This window comes from Pseudomonas sp. BN515, from assembly GCF_029873155.1.
Taxonomy (GTDB): Bacteria; Pseudomonadota; Gammaproteobacteria; order Pseudomonadales; family Pseudomonadaceae; genus Metapseudomonas.
In genome coordinates this window covers 103580-119879 of the sequence record NZ_SSOH01000014.1, presented here as the reverse complement: position 1 = coordinate 119879, position 16300 = coordinate 103580, and the positions used below count along the sequence as shown (strand labels likewise).

Below are 16300 nucleotides of genomic sequence, written 5' to 3'. Positions count from 1 at the left end.
TGCTCCTACACGGCCCGCAGGCCGGTGACGTTGGAGGCCGGAGGAACAACGGCCGGCCGGGTGAACTGTTCGATAAGGGCGTTGACCTGGTCTTCCGGTACGCCGTCCTTGAAGGTGCTGCGCAGCCAGGAATTTTCCTGGGCGGTGAGGTTGCGGCCGATAGCCTGGGCAATTCGCAACATGGCCTGCATGGCCGAGAGCTTCGGTACGTCGGAGCGCAGGTGTTCCGGTGTCTCGATGGTGCTGCCCTGGCGCTGCAGGTAGGTTGGGTGCTCCACCTGCTTGAGGTGCTGGTGTGCGTCGAGCTGGCCACCGAATGGGGTGACGTTCTTCACCCTGGCCTGGTCGGCGTCCTGACCGGGGTAGGCCAGCTCGTCCATCGCCTTGGCGGCGTGTTCGATGGCCGTCTCCGGCTGGGACTTGAACTCCTGGCCGGGCACGGCGGCATCCAGGCGCTGGCCGAACACGTCGTAGTCGCGGATCGGCTCCAGCCGGTAGACGAGGGTCTCGCCGTCGTAGCGCGGCACCTCCACCTGGATGGCGCATTCGCCGTACACCAGGGAGCATATGCTGACAAAGCTGCCCACCGTGATGCCGTCCAGGCCGCGCACGCTGTAGTAGGCGGATGCTTCGGCGCTTGGGTGTTTGAACTGAATGGTGAGGTCGGGGTTGACCTTGCGCTCCACCTCGCGGCTGGTCATCAGCGCGCGGCAGACATCGACCGGTGGCAATAGGCGCATCTGTTCGGCGCGGATCAACTGCCACAGGTCATAGCGCGCCACCGGTTCGACCATGCCAGCACGGCGCAGGCGGGTGTCCTGATTCGGAACCAGGTTGGCGTTGTACGCCTCGGCCCACGCTTGGGCAGCGGCGTTCAGCTCGGCAATGTCGTTCACCGGCTGGAAGCGCAGGCGGCTCTCGAACTGGGTTTCGACGATGTTGTTGCCGACCTCCACACCGCCCTTGGCCCGAGCGTTGCCCGCCTTGTGTTCCAGGGGCTCCACATCCAGGTGCTTCAGCAGGTTCTTGATCGCGTTGCTGGTGTTGGCCGAGCCCTTGTCCCACAGCAGGAACTTGGGCACGCCGTGCAGCAGGCGGCCCTCCTGCTTGCTCCAGGCGTACATCAGAAACTCGAACAGCGCGTGCTGGCTCTCGCCTGCGGATTCGCAGTACCAGGTCGCCAGGGCGCCGCTGGCACGGTCATAGAGCACGTAGCGCCAGACCTTCAGCTTTACCTTGGCGAAGTTCTCCAGCTTGTTCTTGTAGAACTCGCGCTCGCGCATGATGTGCTGGCGGCCCTTGAGGTAGTACACCAGGCACAGCGACGGGTCGACCTCATGGAGGTAGTTCGGGTGCGGCGCCCGCAGGGACTGCACCGGGTCCACTTGGCGCTGGCTTGCCACATTCAGGCTACGCGCGGCGATCAGCCGGTTGAGGTGGGCGTTGCTGACGCCCAGGTGAATGCCGTTCTGCTCCAGGATCGAGCGCGCTGTGGTGGTGAACAGCGTCTGCTTGCCGTTGTCGCGCAGGCTTTCGCGCTGCATGGCACCGAGCATCTGCAGTGCCTCACCCGCCACGCTGGTCGAGCCCTTGTCGGAGCGCGCCTTGCGCTCCGACTTCCAGCCACAGACAGCTTTGAGATTTCGATAGATAGTGGCCTGCGACCAGCCGAGGAACTCCTCGGCGTCCGCCATGACCACCCCTCGGCCGCCCCAGTCGGACGCCTCAAGGCGCCGAGCGAGCCCCATCAGGTACTCCTGGATATCCGGCGTCATAGCCATGTCGACCACTCCCTTGGTGTCCATCAGGCAGATTGCTCGTCCAGTTCCAGCAGGTGCTGGCGTGCCTTGGTCAGCTCTGAGCCGAAGCGGTTGAAGAGTTCGTTGCGGGCGGATGCCACCAGGTGGGCAGCGCGATTGATCGAGTCGTGTAGCTCGACCAGAACGGTCTGCACCTCCAGCGGCATCTCGGCGGGGGATTCCGGGTCGTAGTCCGGATTGCCGGACAGCTCGCCCAGCCACCACGCATCGAGCGCCTCGACGGCCTGGAGGTGGCGGCCGAGCGATTCGTCGATCACCGACTGGCGCTTGGCGATTTCTTCCTGGAAGGGGGCAACCTTCTCGCTCCAAGGCGCGGTGCGCAGTTGTGCGCGCTCCAGCTGCAGCTTGGTGTCGCGGAGCTTCTTGCTGGTGTCGGCCTCGACCTTGGACAGGGCGTCGTAGTCATGCTGGGCGTCATCCAGCTTGCGGGTCAGGTCGTCCTTTTCCTTGGCATGCTGGGCGATCAGTTCCTCGGCCATCTCGACGAAGGCATCCTTGTCGCCGGACTTGGCCACCTCGATTAGCGCTTCCTTCTGGTCCTCAGGCAGTTTGCGGTACTGGCGCAGCTCGCGGTAACCGATGCCCATGCGGGACATGGATTCGAGGGCTTCTTCGCCGAAGGCGCGGAGGTTGGTGATATCGCGATCCACTTGGTCAACCGAGCGCCCCAGCAGACCGCAGAACTCCTCCCAAGTCCCACGTAGATTTTCCGCACCGTGCGGGCTTTTCATGCCGGCTAATGCCCGATACAGCTTGTTTTCCTTGACGTGTGCCAGTTTGGAAGTCCGCACGGTGCGGGAAAAATCTTCAAATGCACCGGCCATCTGGGCTTGACCAAGCAGCTGGTTGACCAGGTCGCGCTCGTCCTGGATGCCCTGGGCGATGGCGCCGAGCATTCCCAAGGCGCCGGCTTCCTCGTGGAAGGCGTCCTGGTTGATCTCGGCCATGGGTTGAGTCTCCGTGGTGCTCGCTTTGCGGGCCATGTACTGCTTCCTTCAATCAGGTGGGGGTGCGGGTGAAGCGCTGGCGGCGCTCGTCCAGTTCACGTTGGGCTTTCTGCAGGGCGGAATCGAAGGCGAATGACACCTGGACCAACCTCGGGCCAAGCATCCAACGCTTGTCGTCGTAGGTCGTGCGCTCGGCTAGGCCGGCGGTACGCAGGTTCTCCAGGGCGCGCAGGGCGTTGTCATTGCTGCACTCGGCGGCGCTGGCCACCTCCTTCAGGGTCATGCCCCGGAACTCGTTGCCGGCCAGGGCCAGCATCACGCGCAGCACGCGCTGCACCTGCTCGCTGGTGTATTTGTCGTCGCTCACGGCTGATCTCCCAGTTCAAGCTGCGGCTGGGCGTGCTGCTGCACATTGCCGCGATGCCAGGCCAGCTCCTCTAGGCCGGCCTGGATGGCCGCCAAGGTGGCGCTGGCTTCGGCGTTATCGGAGTAGAAGGCCATCAGTTGGCCGGTGGTTTCGTGCAGTACCGCCTGCAGGGCCTGGATGTCATGCGCGCTGGTGGACCGGCCGGTCGGTACGTCAATCAGCAGCTTGCCGCTGCTGCCGGCCAGCCAACGGGTCACCAAGTTGATGCCGCAGGCCTGCTCGTAGGCCGGGATCAACACAGCCGGCATGCGCCCGTTGGCGATCCACTTGTAGAGCGCCCAGTGGTCCTCCAGCCCCATCAGCGCGGCGATGCGCTCGATGCCGTGGTTGAAGCGTTCCTTGGCATGCTGTTGGCAGAGTTTCAGGGCGTCGCGCAGGTTGACCGGCTGCACTCGTTTCCACTGACGGGGGCTCATTGGAAGCACTCCCAGCCTTTGCCAGAAGGGGCTTCCAAACAAAATCCGGCTTTGGTAATTGGCAATGGCATTGCGCCATGCTCAATTGATTGAGGTAAATTGATGGCGACACGGGGTACCATCGGAATGGAAACGCACGAGCGATTGGATCGACACGCGGGCAGCCTGGCGGCATTGGAAGGGGCTTTCGCTCTGCTGGTGCAGCACTTGTCCAGTACGGGGGCCTTGAGCAGACCTGCCTTCATGGCGGATCTCACGAGGCTTTCGAATCTGCCGGACAAAGACGGCGCGGTACGTCTGGCGGAGCAGCGACTGTTGCGCACGCTGGAGGTGCTGCGGTAGCCGGTTAGGAAATGTGGCATGGCGAACCTCACGCAACGAGCTGCTCGACGGAGAGCTTCATGCCCAGCCTCAGGGCGATCTCGTGGCTCTTGCCGCGCGTGCCTTTGAACTGACCGCCGATCACGCAGTAGACCTGGTGGCGGGTGTAGCCATTGGCCTCGGCCCATGAAGAGATCGAGATGCCTGCCGCTGTGAAAAGCTCGCGGACCCGGTCACCCGAGTAGGGCTGTCGGTTCGGCAGCGGGTAAGGAACGTTCATAGGAGTGGGGTCCTGTGTGCGTTGTGATTGCTAATCAGTTGTCGTGTGGTGCGCAACTGATTGGTGTATGTCGACTTTAGGTAACCAAAACGTTACCTGTCAATGCCTTTGGGGAGTTTTTAGTGACCATAGGTGCCCGACTGAAGGAAGAGCGCGAGCGGCTTGGCTTTACGCAGCCTGCGTTTGCGGGAGTGGCGGAAACCACGAAGAAGAGCCAGATCGACTATGAAAAGGATCTGACTCAGCCGAAGGCTGGCTATTTAGCGGCGATTGCCAGGCTGGGTGCTGACGTCCAGTACATCGTCACGGGAGAACGGTGTCCGAGTTCGCTGACGCCTGATGAAAACGAACTCGTGGATTGCTTCAGGTGTGCACCGCTTGCAGTTAAAGCTGCGACCCTTGCGGGGCTGAAAGCCGGCGCGAATCCGCCATCGAACACAGAGCAGCAAGGAGCCAGAACTCAGGTAGTCACGGGATCAGGAAACCGTGTGGCGGGAAGGGACTTTTACGGCAAGGAGTAACGTCGGAAATGCAGGGCAATGGACACAACAACCGTATCGCGGGGCGCGACTACTATGAGCTGAACGCGGAGCTCAAATTGACACCTGAGCAATTGCGTTCACTAACCATAAGCCCCTGCACGCGGTGCGAGGTCAGGATGGTTCAGGGAGGACGAGTGCACTGCAATCACTGCGTTGCGGAGATGGCGGACAAGAAGGCCAAAGAGCAGATGGCAGTTTTCACCCTCGCAGTATTCTTTGTCTGGGGGGCATTGCTGCAGGTGTTCAAAGAGAATGGACACAACATGCTGTTGGAGTTGGGAGTCGTGTCCGTTGTCATAGTGCTCATGCTCCACACCCTCTGGTCCTTCCTCCGTGAATGGTGGCTGATGTGCGGCGATGATGTTCTAGCTGCGTTGGGCAATGCTCTTGCCCGTATTTTCAAGAGTTGATTGGCAAAAAAAACATCGCCTCCAAGGACGTTATATGGAAATCAGAGAAGCAGTGATCCAAGGACTCATAAAGGTTGCCGGATCTGATGTGGTGGATGAGGCATTTCGAGATGACCCGTCAGCTCTGAATGAGCGCATGACTTCACTGGCTGATGAGCTAGTGAAGGTTTATGGCAACCTGACAAATAACTATGGCTGCTTTGATCCGGATCAGGAGATTTTCCGCTTTCCGCACCATCTGGAACAATACTTGGCGGGTGCGATTGATGTCGTTCAACTATCCAAAACAACTAGCCGCCTGATTGCAGTTCAGATGGGAGGGGCCCCATCAGCAACCGGTGGGTATGCGCTGTACTTGCGGTATCAAAATCAGGGCAGAGATTGGCTGCTGATTGTGATGCTCAAGCTTAGAACGGGTACAGGCATTGACCAAGACAGCTTGGAACTGAATGAATCACTGGCCTTTGACATCAACCATCTGCATGAAGCTGCACGAATTGACCTGGAAAAATGGCAGGCCAATGAGCAGCCTTACTTGTCGTTTATCAAGCGCAGTGGCCGGCAGGATGAGGTTACTAGGTACTTCCGCTTGGCGCTGGGGTGTACCGAATACACCGACTCGAAAAGTAACACTGACCAAGCGCTCAAAGCAGTTGATGCGTATGCCGCTGAGAAGGGCTGGACACCCGAGCAGAAGCGCGAGGCCCGCAGGAAAACCTACGAGTACTTTGACGAGAAGAGCCGCAACCATGAGCCTGTAAACATGATCGCCTTGTCAGGGATCATTAACGACCAAGAGCCGAACTCCTTCACCGAATTCGTTAAGGAAAATGAGTTTCCGGTTAGCGAGACCTTCGAGCCGCATCGCAAGACCTACACTCGATTCAAACGAATCAGCGAAAAATTCGGAAATGTGAACGTCAGCTTTGATGTCCAGGATGTTCTGGATGGTCGGGTCGACTATGATGCCGACACCGAAAACCTGGTTATCGGGCAACCTCCCGCATCTCTGATCGAAAAAATTAGTCAGGCAAAAGGCAATGGCGCTCCCGAATGACCCCCTTGATCTGGCTGTTCTGCTGCATCAACAGATGCTCGAAAGCCAGTTCATTGAGGGTGGTTTTATCGAAGGTGTGTTGCCCGAAACTTGGGACTTTCAGCAGGTCGTTGATCAGCTTGATGCGCTGGGGCTTCGCAGCTCTGAGGTGGCGGCAGAGCGACGGCTGGAGTTTTCCGCACCCCACAATTTTTTCTGGTCGTTGGACGCCTTGCTGGTTTCTGCGGAGCGGCGTATTCAGCCTCCTGCACGTTTCTATCTAGCTGATTTGCGCTACTCCCACCCTGCAGTCGACGCGGACATTCCAGTCGCGATTGCCCGGTATCAACAGGCAGCACAATTGTTCCGTGCATTGCGGGGGATTGCGGATCACGAAACCAAGGTAGGTAACTCCAGCAGCCTGATTTTTCTCCAGCAACAAAAGCTTGAAATCACGGCGGGCTACCAAGCGACTGACCTCGCAGAACTTTCTCAGCTTGATGAATTCGAAAGCGACTTCATAGAAAGCACAACGCACAAACAACAGAAAGCCACGATCCTGCGCTCGGTTCTTTTCGAGCTATTTGGCGGCCAGACGAAGACTTCCTTCGCCTCAGTATTAGCCAATTTCAAACAACTGGTTGACCAGGTCGTTTCCAGCTACCAACTCTACGTATCGGAATTTTCCTTCCAAAAAGTCAAAGCCGAAGTTGAGAAGGAGAAGCTGGAGTTCACCACAAAGCTCAACAAGGTTTTTGCCGACATCCAAAACCAGCTTCTGGCAGTTCCCGCAGCCCTGATCCTGATAGGTGGGCAGATGGAGAATGGGAGGGCATGGTCAATCAAGAACCTGTTGATCTGGAGCGGCGCGATAGTATTTGCGCTCCTCATGAATCTGCTAATCAACAATCAGCGCCACACACTTCGAGCGATCAAGCTTGAAATTGACCAGCAATGGGAGCTCATACAGGGCAAGCACAAGACGGTTGCTGATCAATTCAAGAGTAACTACCGCCAGCTTGATGATCGCTACCAGCACCAGCACCGCCTACTCGGAACAGTAAGCACCCTGGTGGCGGCAGCCTTGGCATTTGCGACAGGCATGCTGCTTTGGTACTCGGTACCTGAGTTGCATTTTTTCCAAAGCATCATCTGGGGTGTCACCCTTGGTGTACCCACGTACGGGCTATATCAGTTAGCGCTCTATTGGCGGGAGAGAGCCCGATGAAAATTCGTCTTTAAACCGGATTAAAAGCCCCTCCTGCACACGCCGCCGATTATGGCGGCGTGTTCGTTTCCGGCGCCCGCACCCAGCGGCGCCGAATAGGCAGGAGGCGCCATGCGACCCAACACCCCTCGCGGTATCCGCAACTACAACCCCGGCAACATCCGCCACGCCAAGGGTGTGCGCTGGCAGGGGCAGGCCCAGATTCAGGGCGACACCGAGTTCGTCCAGTTCAATGGCTCCCGTTGGGGCATCCGCGCCATTGCCCGTATCCTGATCACCTACCAGGACAAGCGCCGGGCCGGTGACGGCAGCCGTATCGACAGCGTGCGGGAGATCATCCAGCGCTGGGCGCCACCGTTCGAGAACAACACCGACGCCTATGTGCGCCAGGTGGCCAGCGCCCTCGGCGTCGGCCCGGACGATGAGACCCTCGACGTCTACCACTTCGACACCATGCGCGCCCTGGTGCTGGCAATCGTCTTCCACGAGAACGGCCCCGGCCCGCTGCCCGGCGGCCACTGGTACGGCGAGTCCATCATTGCCGATGGCTTGGCCCTGGCCGGCATCCAGAAAGGCGCACAGCACGGTCGCTTGGCAGAGATGCTGGCATGAAGCTGATCGCCGAGTGGCGTCGTTGCCACACCTTCTACAGCGTGCAACTGGCCGCGTTGATCGCCTTGTTCGGCTTCCTGCAGGCCACCCTGCTGCCGATCTGGCAGGCCCAGCTTTCTCCAGCAGCCTATGCCGTGCTCAACAGCGTGCTGGCCAGCCTGTTGTTCGTCGCCCGCCTGGTGAAGCAAGGGCCGGATGAGGGGGACGAGCAATGAGATTGCTCGCCCGCTTGTTCACGCACCTGGTGTCGTTGCTGACACCTGCTTGGCCGAACCCAGCCGCCGCCAGTTGGTTCCGTCCTCAACCGCTGCGCATGGGGCGCCCCGGCAAGTCGGGCGTTCCGGCGGCGCGGCGCAAGGCACGCAAGGAGCGAAACCGCCGGAAGTCTCGCCGTGCTTGATCGACTGAGTACGCCATTACCGTCTGGCCTGGCGCTCGGCTTGTTGGCCTGCCTGGTCAGCGCGGCAGCGGGCGCCGGTATTGCCTACGGCTTCGGCTACCGCCACGCCGAGGCGCTGGGCAACTCTGCCCTGGCCAAGCTGCAGAAAGAGCATGCGAGCCAAGGCAAAACCGCCGCTGACGAAAGCCTGCTGCGCTACCACCAGCAAGTCATCCGCGCCACCGAATCCGAGCGACTTCTGCTGCAGACGCAGCAGCAGCTCGCGGATGCCCGCCAACAGCTCCAGGAGCGCATTCCCAATGTCACCACCGTCTACTTGCCGGCGCCTGCTGCCAAGCCTGTTCCTCTCCCTCACTGCGTGTTCACTGCTGGCTGGGTGCGCGACATCAACCTCGCACTCGGTGGAGCCCCAATGTCCCCCCCTGCCGGAGGCGCCAACGCCGCCGGCCATGCAGCAACCGCCTGGCCCGCCCCCGGTACTGCGGAAGAACTACTGGAAAGCGGGGTCACCCCGGCAGACATCCTCGCTTTCGCCCAGGACTACGGCCGCTGGGCCCTGGGTATCCGAGCCCAACTCGCCGCCTATCAGCACAAGGACTGACCGCATATGGATGTAGCCGACCTGGCGCAAGAAAACGACTTCACCGAAGCGGCGCTGGCCGCCCGCGAATCCGGGCTCCAGCGCAACTCCGGACCGTCGGCCTACCGCTGCGAGGAGTGCGGCGATGCCATCCCGGAAGCTCGCCGTCAGGCGGTGCCCGGTACTGAGCATTGCGCCGAGTGCCAAACCACCTTGGAGCACCTGCAGAAGCGAGGGATGCGATGAACCTGAACGAACTCAGCTTCGGCTTCCAGACCGTGCAATGGCTGATCCTCACCGTGCTCGGTATCTACACCTGGTTGACCAATCGCCAGGCCGCCAGCGCCAAGGAACTGCTGGAGCTGCGCACGCGCATCGTCGCCCTGGAGGAGCGCATCCGCCACCTGCCAGACCACACCGCTATCACCGAACTACTGGGCGACATGAAGGCCGTGCGCGCCGAGCTGGCCGGCATGCAGGCCATTTCCCGGGCTGTCGACCGAATCAACGATTACCTGCTGCGAGAAAAAGCATGAGCCAATACGCCGAATTCCTGCGCCAGGACATGCGCCTGGTGATCCTGCGCCTGCTGGTGGAGATGCCGGCCTACCGCGCCAACAGCTCAGTGCTGAATGCCGCCCTGGACAACTTCGGCCACAGCGTCAGCCGTGACCAGGTGAAGACCGAGCTGCAGTGGCTGTCCGAACAGGGCGCGGTGTCCCTCGAAGACATTGGCCCGGTGCTGGTGGCCACCCTGACCGAGCGCGGCCAGGACATCGCCGCCGGCCGCGCCCGCGTGCCCGGCATCAAGCGCCCGGGGGCCTGACCCATGTCCAGGTCGTCAATCAGCCGTTTGCCTCCCGTGGTCAAGGCGTACATCCAGAAGCTGCTGCGCGAAGATCGGATGACCCTGGATGAGATGCTTGAGGACATCCGCAAGCGCTTCCCCAACGAGAAGGCCCCCAGCCGTAGCGCCCTGGGCCGCTTCAAGGTGGGCTTCGAGGAATTGACTGAGAAGGCTCGCCAGCAGCGCGAGATGGCCGAGGCCTTCGTCGGTGCGTTTGGCGAAGATGCCAGCGACAAGACAGGTGCCCTCCTGGTGGAGGCCATCTCGACCCTGACCTACCAGGCCGCCATGGGTGCCCATGAGAAAGACGAGGTCACTATTGCCGAAGTGTCGGCGCTAGCCCGCGCCGCCAAGGCGACCATGGAGGCCCGTACCCTCAGTGTGAAGGAGCGTCAGGCCATCGAGCGGGCGGCTCAGGAGCGCTTAGTGCGCGAACAGCAAAGCAAACTTGATGACCTCGGCAAGAAGGGTGCCCTGTCCCCCAAAACCCTGCAGCGCATCCGCCAAGAGGTGTACGGGCTATGACCGTCCAGCAGCCGGCAATCCAGCTGTTCAAGTACCAGAAGCAATGGTTGCTGGACCGTGAGCGTTTCAAGATCGCCATGTTTGCGCGCCAGACTGGCAAGACCTTCACCAGCACCCTGGAGATCGTCGACGATTGCTTCGAGGTCGAATCGCGCGGTGGACGTACCCGCTGGGTGATCCTTTCCCGTGGCGAGCGCCAGGCCAAGGAGGCTATGGATGAAGGTGTCAAAAAACACTGTCGCGCCTACAACATGGCTGTGCAGGAGATTGAGGGCGAGTTCAAGGGTAGCAATGGCGAGCGCTTCACCATGCTCGATGTTGTACTGCCAGGTGGTTCCAAGATCACCGCGCTGCCGGCCAACCCCGATACCGCCCGCGGCTTCAGCGCCAACGTGTTCCTGGACGAGTTCGCCTTCCACCAAGACAGCCGCAAAATCTGGACGGCGCTGTTCCCGGTCATTTCCAATGGCTGGAAGCTGCGCATCACCAGCACGCCCAATGGCAAGGGCAACAAGTTCTATGAGCTGATGACCGACAAGAAACTCGCGGATGTCTGGTCGCGGCATGTGGTCGACATCCACCGCGCCGTGGCCGATGGCCTGCCACGCAACATCGAGGAGATGCGCACCGCCCTCAACGATGAGGATGCCTGGGCCCAGGAGTTCGAGCTGAAGTGGCTGGACGAAGCCAGTGCCTGGCTGAGCTACGAACTGATCAATGACGTTGAGCATGACCAGGCTGGCCGTCCCGAGCTGTATAGCGGCGGACCCTGCTTCGTCGGCGTCGACATCGGTGCGCGCAATGACTTGTTCGTCATCTGGGTGTTGGAACAGATCGGCGATGTGTATTGGACGCGAGAGATCATCACCCGCAAGCGCGCCCCATTCTATGAACAGGATGCGCTGCTCGATGACGTGTTCGCCCGCTACCGCGTGCTGCGCTGCTGCATGGACCAGACCGGCATGGGCGAGAAGCCGGTGGAAGATGCCAAGCGACGCCACGGGTCCATGCGTGTCGAAGGTGTGATCTTTGGCACCGCCAGCAAACTGACCATGGCCACGCGCGGCAAGGAAGTGTTCCAGGACTTGCAGATCCGCATCCCCTTGGGCGACTCCGAGCTGCGCAATGATCTGCACAAGTTGCAGAAAGTGGCCGGCCCCACCGGGGCCCCGCGCTTCGTCGCCGAATCCGACTCGGCCGGCCATGCCGACCGCACCTGGGCGTGCTTCCTCGCCCTCAATGCCAGCGACGGCCCCAACGGCCCGGTCACCGTCAAGTCCCGCCGCCCCCGCCAGGGCGCCCAAATGACCCAGGGGTACGCATGAGCAGCAAAGGTCTGTGGGTCAGCCCCACCGAATTCGTCCGTTTCAGTGAGCCGCCCCGAGAGCGGGCACTCACCGAGCATATCGCCACGCGTGGCCGCAGCTTTGATACCCAGGCGCTGGGCATGTACCTGCCCAACCCTGACCCCATCCTGAAGGCGCAGGGGAAGGACATCACCGTCTACCGCGACCTGCGCAGCGCGGCCCTGGTGGGCGGCACTATCCGGCGCCGAAAGGCCTCCGTCCTCGCCCTGGAGCGCGGCCTGAAGCGTGAGCAAGCCCCAGCACGGGTCGAGCGCTTCGTGCGTGACTGGCTGGCCGATCTGGACCTGGACCGCATTATCCGCGAGCTGCTCAACGCGCCACTGTTCGGCTACCAGCCGGTGGAGATCATGTGGCAGGCGCTGGGCATGCACCTGGTGCCCGAGGATCTGCTGGGCAAACCGGCCGAGTGGTTCCTCTACGACCAGGACAACCAGCTGCGCTTCCGCGCCCGGGACGCCGGCCTGCAGGGTGAACTGTGCGACCCGCAGCGCTTCGTGGTAGCTCGTCAGGACGCCAGCTACGACAACCCCTATGGCTTCGCCGACCTCAGCATGTGCTTCTGGCCAGTGGTGTTCATGAAGGGTGGGTTGAAGTTCTGGGTGCAGTTCACCGAGAAGTACGGCAGCCCCTGGTTGATCGGCAAGCACCCGCGCAGCGCCTCCACCAAGGAGACCGACGATCTGCTCGACAGCCTCGATGCCATGGTCCAGGACGCCGTGGCCGTGATTCCCGACGACGCCAGCGTGGAGATCAAGGAAGCCGCCGGTAAGGGCGGCAGCGCCGAGGTGTACCGGGAGCTCCTGGTGTACTGCCGTAGCGAGATCGCGGTGGCGCTGCTCGGGCAGAATCAGACCACCGAAGCCAACACCAACCGGGCCAGCGCCACCGCTGGCCTGGAGGTCACCGAGGACATTCGCGACGGGGATGCCGGTATCGTGGCCGCCACTCTCAACTCGGTAATCCGGCGGGTCGTGGATCTCAACTTCGGCGAACAGGTAGCCGCCCCGGTGTACGAGCTGTGGGAGCAGGAGGAGATCGACAAGACCCTGGCCGAGCGCGACAAGTCCCTTACCGACGCCGGCGTGAAGTTCACCCCGGTGTACTGGAAGCGTATCTACAACCTGCAGGACGGCGATATCGTCGAGGAGCAAGCTCCGGCTGCAGTCGCCGCTGAGTTCGCCGAATCGACCGTGCGCCCCGTGCTCGACCAGGTAGCGCTGGACCAGGCCGTCGCCGGCCTGCAGGCCGAGCAACTCCAGGAGCAGGCCGAACAGGCACTGCTGCCGGTGATTGAGGCGCTGCAGCAGGGGCGCGATGAAACCGAGGTGCTCGGCCTGCTGGCTGAAACCAGTCCGGACCTGGACGCTCGCGCCCTCCAGGCGACCCTGACCCGGCTGATGTTCTTCGCCGACACCTGGGGCCGCCTGAGTGCGGCTGCCGACCTGGAGGATTGAGATGGCTGGGCGCAAAGCAAAACCTGTCAACCCGGCGGACCTCAAGGCCATCTTCGGCCTGGAACCCGAGGCGGCCATCGAGTACCTCAAGGGTAAGGGTTACACCATCACCTGGAACTGGCAGGAGATGCTGGACAAAGCCCATGAGCAGGCGTTCACCGTGGCCAAGGCCATGCGCCTGGACGTGCTCTCGGATATCCGAGAGGCCCTGGAGACTGCCCTCCAGGACGGCAAGACCCTCCAGCAGTTCATCACCGACCTGCAGCCAGTCCTCGAAGCGCAAGGCTGGTGGGGCAAGCAGGTGCTGGTGGACAGTCAGGGCGATGCCGAGCTGGTCCAGTTGGGTAGCCCGCGCCGCCTGAAGACCATCTATCAGACCAACCTGCAGAGCAGCTACATGGCTGGCCGCAAGGCCGCCATGGAAGACACCGCCGAGACCCATCCGTATTGGCAGTACATTGCCGTGATGGACGGCATGACCCGCCCCAGCCACGCGATGCTAAACGGCAAGGTGTACCGCCATGACGATCCGATCTGGTCGGCCATCTTCCCGCCCAACGGTTTCAACTGCCGCTGCCGTGTCACGGCGCTGAGTGAAGCCGCCATGAAACGCCGTGGCCTCACCCTGGCGTACAGCCGGGGAACCGTCAGTACCGATACGGTGGAGATTGGGACCAACAAGCGCACGGGCGAGATCTACACCGCTGCAGTGACCCGAGTGCGCACCACTGATGCCAATGGCAGGCCCGTCGTGTTCAGTGTGGACCCCGGCTTCAACTACGCCCCGGGAGAAGGACTGGCCGAAGCGCTCCGACGTAAGCGGGAGGCCGCATGATCGAAGTCGAGCTGGACCACCGCCGCCTGCAGGAGGCCCTGCGCCGCGTCGAGTGGGCGGTGGGGGAAACCGCGCCGCTGATGCGCAGCATCGCCGCCGAATTCGCCTCCATCACCGAGGAGAACTTCGCGGGTGAAGGCCAGGGCAACGACGACTGGCCCTCGCTGTCCGAGGTCACCACTGGCCGCCGGGAAGCCAGCGGTACCTGGCCAGGTCAAATGCTCCAGGTGAGCGCGGGTGGCCTGGCAGCTTCCGTCAGCACCGAGGCCGACGACAACAGCGCCCTGGTCGGTAGTAACAAACCTTATGCCGCGATGATGCACTTCGGTGGTGAGAAGGAAGAGTTCCCCAACCTGTGGGGTGACATTCCGGCACGTCCTTATCTGCCGATGGATGCCGACGGCAAACTGCAACCGGCGGCCGAAGAATCCATTCTCGACCTCGCCCTAAACCACCTCGAAAAAGCGGCCCGCCTATAAGCGCTCCAGGCGTGCGAGTTCCTTCTTCTTGCTCCGATGTATTGCCTGCCAATCGCAAAAGCGCTGTAAAGGCTTTATAAAGCTGGCTGGCACTCATTCATACAGGAGGTTCAGATGCCGGTTCCAGGTTTTCACTCAGAATGGTTCACAGTTGATCGCCACCGGGTGCTTCTGGAGTGCCGCGCTAGCTATCCAGGGGAACAGGAGCGTTTTATCGCGACCGTTGCTTCCAAGGTCGTTGATAACAACAGCGTGAACAACGAGGCCAGGTTGGTCCGTGTCTTTTTTGATGACAAGGCATGTGTCTATAGCATCGAGGTAGCAACGACTGATAAGGGAGACCTGTTGCTTGAGGGCAAAATTACGAACGTCCTTCAGGCAATCTTCAACTCCGGGAACTACATCAGTGATGTTCGTGTGGTTAAGAGAGGCGATGAGCAGTCGGATCATTACGACCACATGGAACACCTCAGCGTCGCTGTCGAAATAGCGGAAGATCGCTGGGCGTAACAGACGGGCTCCTCTAGCCCGTTTGGCAAAAGAACCCCCCTCTAGCGGCTCACCCCGAGCCACGTTTATGACTCTTTAAACCTGATTAAAAGCCCCCGGCCACTCAGCCGGGCAGGCTGTGCGCATCTTCACCACCTCAGCGCGCAGCCATGAAACCACTGCACATCTTCAAGCCCGGCCAGCATGTCGCCATGAGCGGCGACAGTTTCAACTTCAGTGAGTCGGACCTGGCCGCAACAGTGCGGGCCTATGACCCGGCCTTGCACGAGGCCCCCTTGGTCATCGGGCACCCGAAGCATGACGCCCCGGCCGCTGGCTGGGTGAAGTCCCTCAGCGCTGCGGCGGAGGGGTTAGTCGCAACGCCGGCCCAGATCGACCCGGCCTTCGCTGATCTGGTGGCGAAGGGCAGCTTCAAGAAGATCTCCGCTTCCTTCTATCACCCGGACTCACCGAGCAACCCGGTCCCCGGCGTGTACTACCTGCGCCACGTCGGCTTCCTCGGCGCGCAGCCACCTGCGGTGAAGGGGTTGCGCCCCATTGAGTTGGCCGAGGGCGAAGAAGGCGTGGTCGAGTTCGCCGACTTCGGTCACGAGACCAGTGCCTCCCTCTGGCGTCGCCTGCGCGATTGGCTGATCGGCGAGCGCGGCCTGGAGGTAGCCGACCAGGTCATTCCCGACTGGCAGATCAACAGCCTGACCGAAGCTGCCCGCCGCGACGACGAGCCGCGCACTTCCTTCTCCGAACCCACTCCACCCGCAACCGTCGAGGAGCCTCCCGTGAGCCCCGAAGAAATTGCCGCCATGCAGGCGGAAAACGAGCGCCTGAAGAACCAGGTGAAGCAACACCAGGACCTGCAGCGAAAGTCCCGCGAGGAAGCCACCCACTCGGCCAACGTCGCTTTCGCCGAAGAGTTGATCGGTGCCGGCAAGCTGCTGCCCAAGCACAGCGCTGCCCTGGTGGCCGCCCTGGACTTCGCCGACTCGGGCGATGCCCCGCTGGAATTCGGCGAGGGGGATGAACGCCAGCCGGTCTCGGATGGCCTCAAGGCGATCTTCAGCGGTCTGCCCGAGCGCATCAGCTTTGCCGAAGTGGCCCGCAAGGATCGCCGCGAAGGCAATCACGGTTCGGCTGCAGAGCTGGAGTTTGCCGAGGTAGCCACCGACCCAGACCGTCTCAACCTGCACGCCCGCGCCACCGCCCTGGCTGCCGAGAAAAACATCCCGTACGAGTCGGCCGTGCGCCAGCTCATCAACCAGTAAGGAGC

The 16300-nt window shown here is 61.6% G+C and carries 23 protein-coding genes; 18 read left to right on the top strand and 5 right to left on the bottom strand.

The window, feature by feature from the left end; translation table 11 throughout:
• Window positions 1-5: 5 nt before the first annotated feature.
• From E8E91_RS03315 to E8E91_RS03300, 4 genes are read right to left on the bottom strand one after another with little or no spacing between them, the layout of a single operon-like run.
• Complete coding sequence (locus tag E8E91_RS03315; protein WP_280374596.1) at window positions 6-1805, bottom strand: integrase; 1800 nt, start codon at window positions 1803-1805, stop codon at window positions 6-8.
• Window positions 1805-2803, bottom strand: coding sequence for a hypothetical protein (locus E8E91_RS03310; protein ID WP_280374595.1), 999 nt, complete (start codon window positions 2801-2803; stop codon window positions 1805-1807). Before E8E91_RS03310 ends, E8E91_RS03315 begins: the two co-directional genes overlap by 1 nt.
• Before the next feature lie 16 nt (window positions 2804-2819).
• A complete protein-coding gene (locus tag E8E91_RS03305) occupies window positions 2820-3134 on the bottom strand; it encodes a hypothetical protein (RefSeq protein ID WP_280374594.1) in 315 nt (104 codons plus the stop codon).
• Window positions 3131-3610, bottom strand: coding sequence for a hypothetical protein (locus E8E91_RS03300; RefSeq protein ID WP_280374593.1), 480 nt, complete (start codon window positions 3608-3610; stop codon window positions 3131-3133). The genes E8E91_RS03305 and E8E91_RS03300 overlap by 4 nt, the downstream gene beginning before the upstream one ends.
• 126 nt (window positions 3611-3736) lie before the next feature.
• Here E8E91_RS03300 and E8E91_RS03295 point away from each other — a divergent pair, with 126 nt between their 5' ends.
• Window positions 3737-3952, top strand: a complete 216-nt coding sequence (locus E8E91_RS03295; protein WP_280374592.1) for a hypothetical protein — start codon at window positions 3737-3739, stop codon at window positions 3950-3952.
• 28 nt (window positions 3953-3980) lie between these two features.
• Here E8E91_RS03295 and E8E91_RS03290 read toward each other — a convergent pair whose 3' ends face one another.
• Window positions 3981-4211, bottom strand: coding sequence for a DNA-binding protein (locus tag E8E91_RS03290; RefSeq protein ID WP_280374591.1), 231 nt, complete (start codon window positions 4209-4211; stop codon window positions 3981-3983).
• A gap of 122 nt (window positions 4212-4333) precedes the next feature.
• Between E8E91_RS03290 and E8E91_RS03285 the strand changes: the two genes are divergently transcribed.
• The 17 genes from E8E91_RS03285 (at window position 4334) to E8E91_RS03205 (ending at window position 16295) form a co-directional block, all read left to right on the top strand.
• Window positions 4334-4732, top strand: a complete 399-nt coding sequence (locus E8E91_RS03285) for an XRE family transcriptional regulator (RefSeq protein ID WP_280374590.1) — start codon at window positions 4334-4336, stop codon at window positions 4730-4732.
• Between the two features lie 8 nt (window positions 4733-4740).
• Window positions 4741-5163: a hypothetical protein gene (locus E8E91_RS03280; protein WP_280374589.1), complete on the top strand. Its 423-nt coding sequence runs from the start codon at window positions 4741-4743 to the stop codon at window positions 5161-5163.
• Between the two features lie 34 nt (window positions 5164-5197).
• On the top strand, window positions 5198-6220 hold the full coding sequence (locus E8E91_RS03275) for a nucleoid-associated protein (RefSeq protein WP_280374588.1): 1023 nt from the start codon (window positions 5198-5200) through the stop codon (window positions 6218-6220).
• Entirely contained in the window at window positions 6204-7427 is a 1224-nt protein-coding gene (locus tag E8E91_RS03270; RefSeq protein WP_280374587.1) for a hypothetical protein, read from the top strand. Before E8E91_RS03275 ends, E8E91_RS03270 begins: the two co-directional genes overlap by 17 nt.
• 111 nt (window positions 7428-7538) lie before the next feature.
• The gene (locus tag E8E91_RS03265; RefSeq protein WP_280374586.1) at window positions 7539-8039 is read left to right on the top strand and encodes a structural protein; all 501 of its coding nucleotides are present in this window, start codon (window positions 7539-7541) and stop codon (window positions 8037-8039) included.
• Window positions 8036-8254: a hypothetical protein gene (locus tag E8E91_RS03260; RefSeq protein WP_280374585.1), complete on the top strand. Its 219-nt coding sequence runs from the start codon at window positions 8036-8038 to the stop codon at window positions 8252-8254. The genes E8E91_RS03265 and E8E91_RS03260 overlap by 4 nt, the downstream gene beginning before the upstream one ends.
• 177 nt (window positions 8255-8431) lie before the next feature.
• Window positions 8432-9040 (top strand): lysis protein, encoded by a 609-nt coding sequence (locus E8E91_RS03255; RefSeq protein ID WP_280374584.1) that lies wholly within the window; start codon window positions 8432-8434, stop codon window positions 9038-9040.
• A gap of 6 nt (window positions 9041-9046) precedes the next feature.
• Window positions 9047-9265: a TraR/DksA C4-type zinc finger protein gene (locus tag E8E91_RS03250; RefSeq protein ID WP_280374583.1), complete on the top strand. Its 219-nt coding sequence runs from the start codon at window positions 9047-9049 to the stop codon at window positions 9263-9265.
• Window positions 9262-9555 (top strand): DUF2730 domain-containing protein, encoded by a 294-nt coding sequence (locus E8E91_RS03245; protein WP_280374582.1) that lies wholly within the window; start codon window positions 9262-9264, stop codon window positions 9553-9555. Before E8E91_RS03250 ends, E8E91_RS03245 begins: the two co-directional genes overlap by 4 nt.
• Window positions 9552-9845 (top strand): ArsR family transcriptional regulator, encoded by a 294-nt coding sequence (locus E8E91_RS03240; protein WP_280374581.1) that lies wholly within the window; start codon window positions 9552-9554, stop codon window positions 9843-9845. Before E8E91_RS03245 ends, E8E91_RS03240 begins: the two co-directional genes overlap by 4 nt.
• Before the next feature lie 3 nt (window positions 9846-9848).
• Window positions 9849-10391, top strand: a complete 543-nt coding sequence (locus E8E91_RS03235) for a phage protein Gp27 family protein (RefSeq protein WP_280374580.1) — start codon at window positions 9849-9851, stop codon at window positions 10389-10391.
• The gene (locus E8E91_RS03230) at window positions 10388-11716 is read left to right on the top strand and encodes a terminase family protein (protein WP_280374579.1); all 1329 of its coding nucleotides are present in this window, start codon (window positions 10388-10390) and stop codon (window positions 11714-11716) included. The genes E8E91_RS03235 and E8E91_RS03230 overlap by 4 nt, the downstream gene beginning before the upstream one ends.
• Entirely contained in the window at window positions 11713-13212 is a 1500-nt protein-coding gene (locus E8E91_RS03225) for a DUF935 family protein (RefSeq protein ID WP_280374578.1), read from the top strand. The genes E8E91_RS03230 and E8E91_RS03225 overlap by 4 nt, the downstream gene beginning before the upstream one ends.
• A 1-nt stretch (window position 13213) precedes the next feature.
• The gene (locus E8E91_RS03220) at window positions 13214-14047 is read left to right on the top strand and encodes a phage minor head protein (RefSeq protein WP_280374577.1); all 834 of its coding nucleotides are present in this window, start codon (window positions 13214-13216) and stop codon (window positions 14045-14047) included.
• Complete coding sequence (locus E8E91_RS03215; RefSeq protein ID WP_280374576.1) at window positions 14044-14526, top strand: phage virion morphogenesis protein; 483 nt, start codon at window positions 14044-14046, stop codon at window positions 14524-14526. Before E8E91_RS03220 ends, E8E91_RS03215 begins: the two co-directional genes overlap by 4 nt.
• A 114-nt stretch (window positions 14527-14640) precedes the next feature.
• Window positions 14641-15036, top strand: coding sequence for a hypothetical protein (locus tag E8E91_RS03210; RefSeq protein ID WP_280374575.1), 396 nt, complete (start codon window positions 14641-14643; stop codon window positions 15034-15036).
• Window positions 15037-15185: 149 nt separating this feature from the next.
• On the top strand, window positions 15186-16295 hold the full coding sequence (locus tag E8E91_RS03205) for a peptidase (protein ID WP_280374574.1): 1110 nt from the start codon (window positions 15186-15188) through the stop codon (window positions 16293-16295).
• Window positions 16296-16300: the final 5 nt, after the last annotated feature.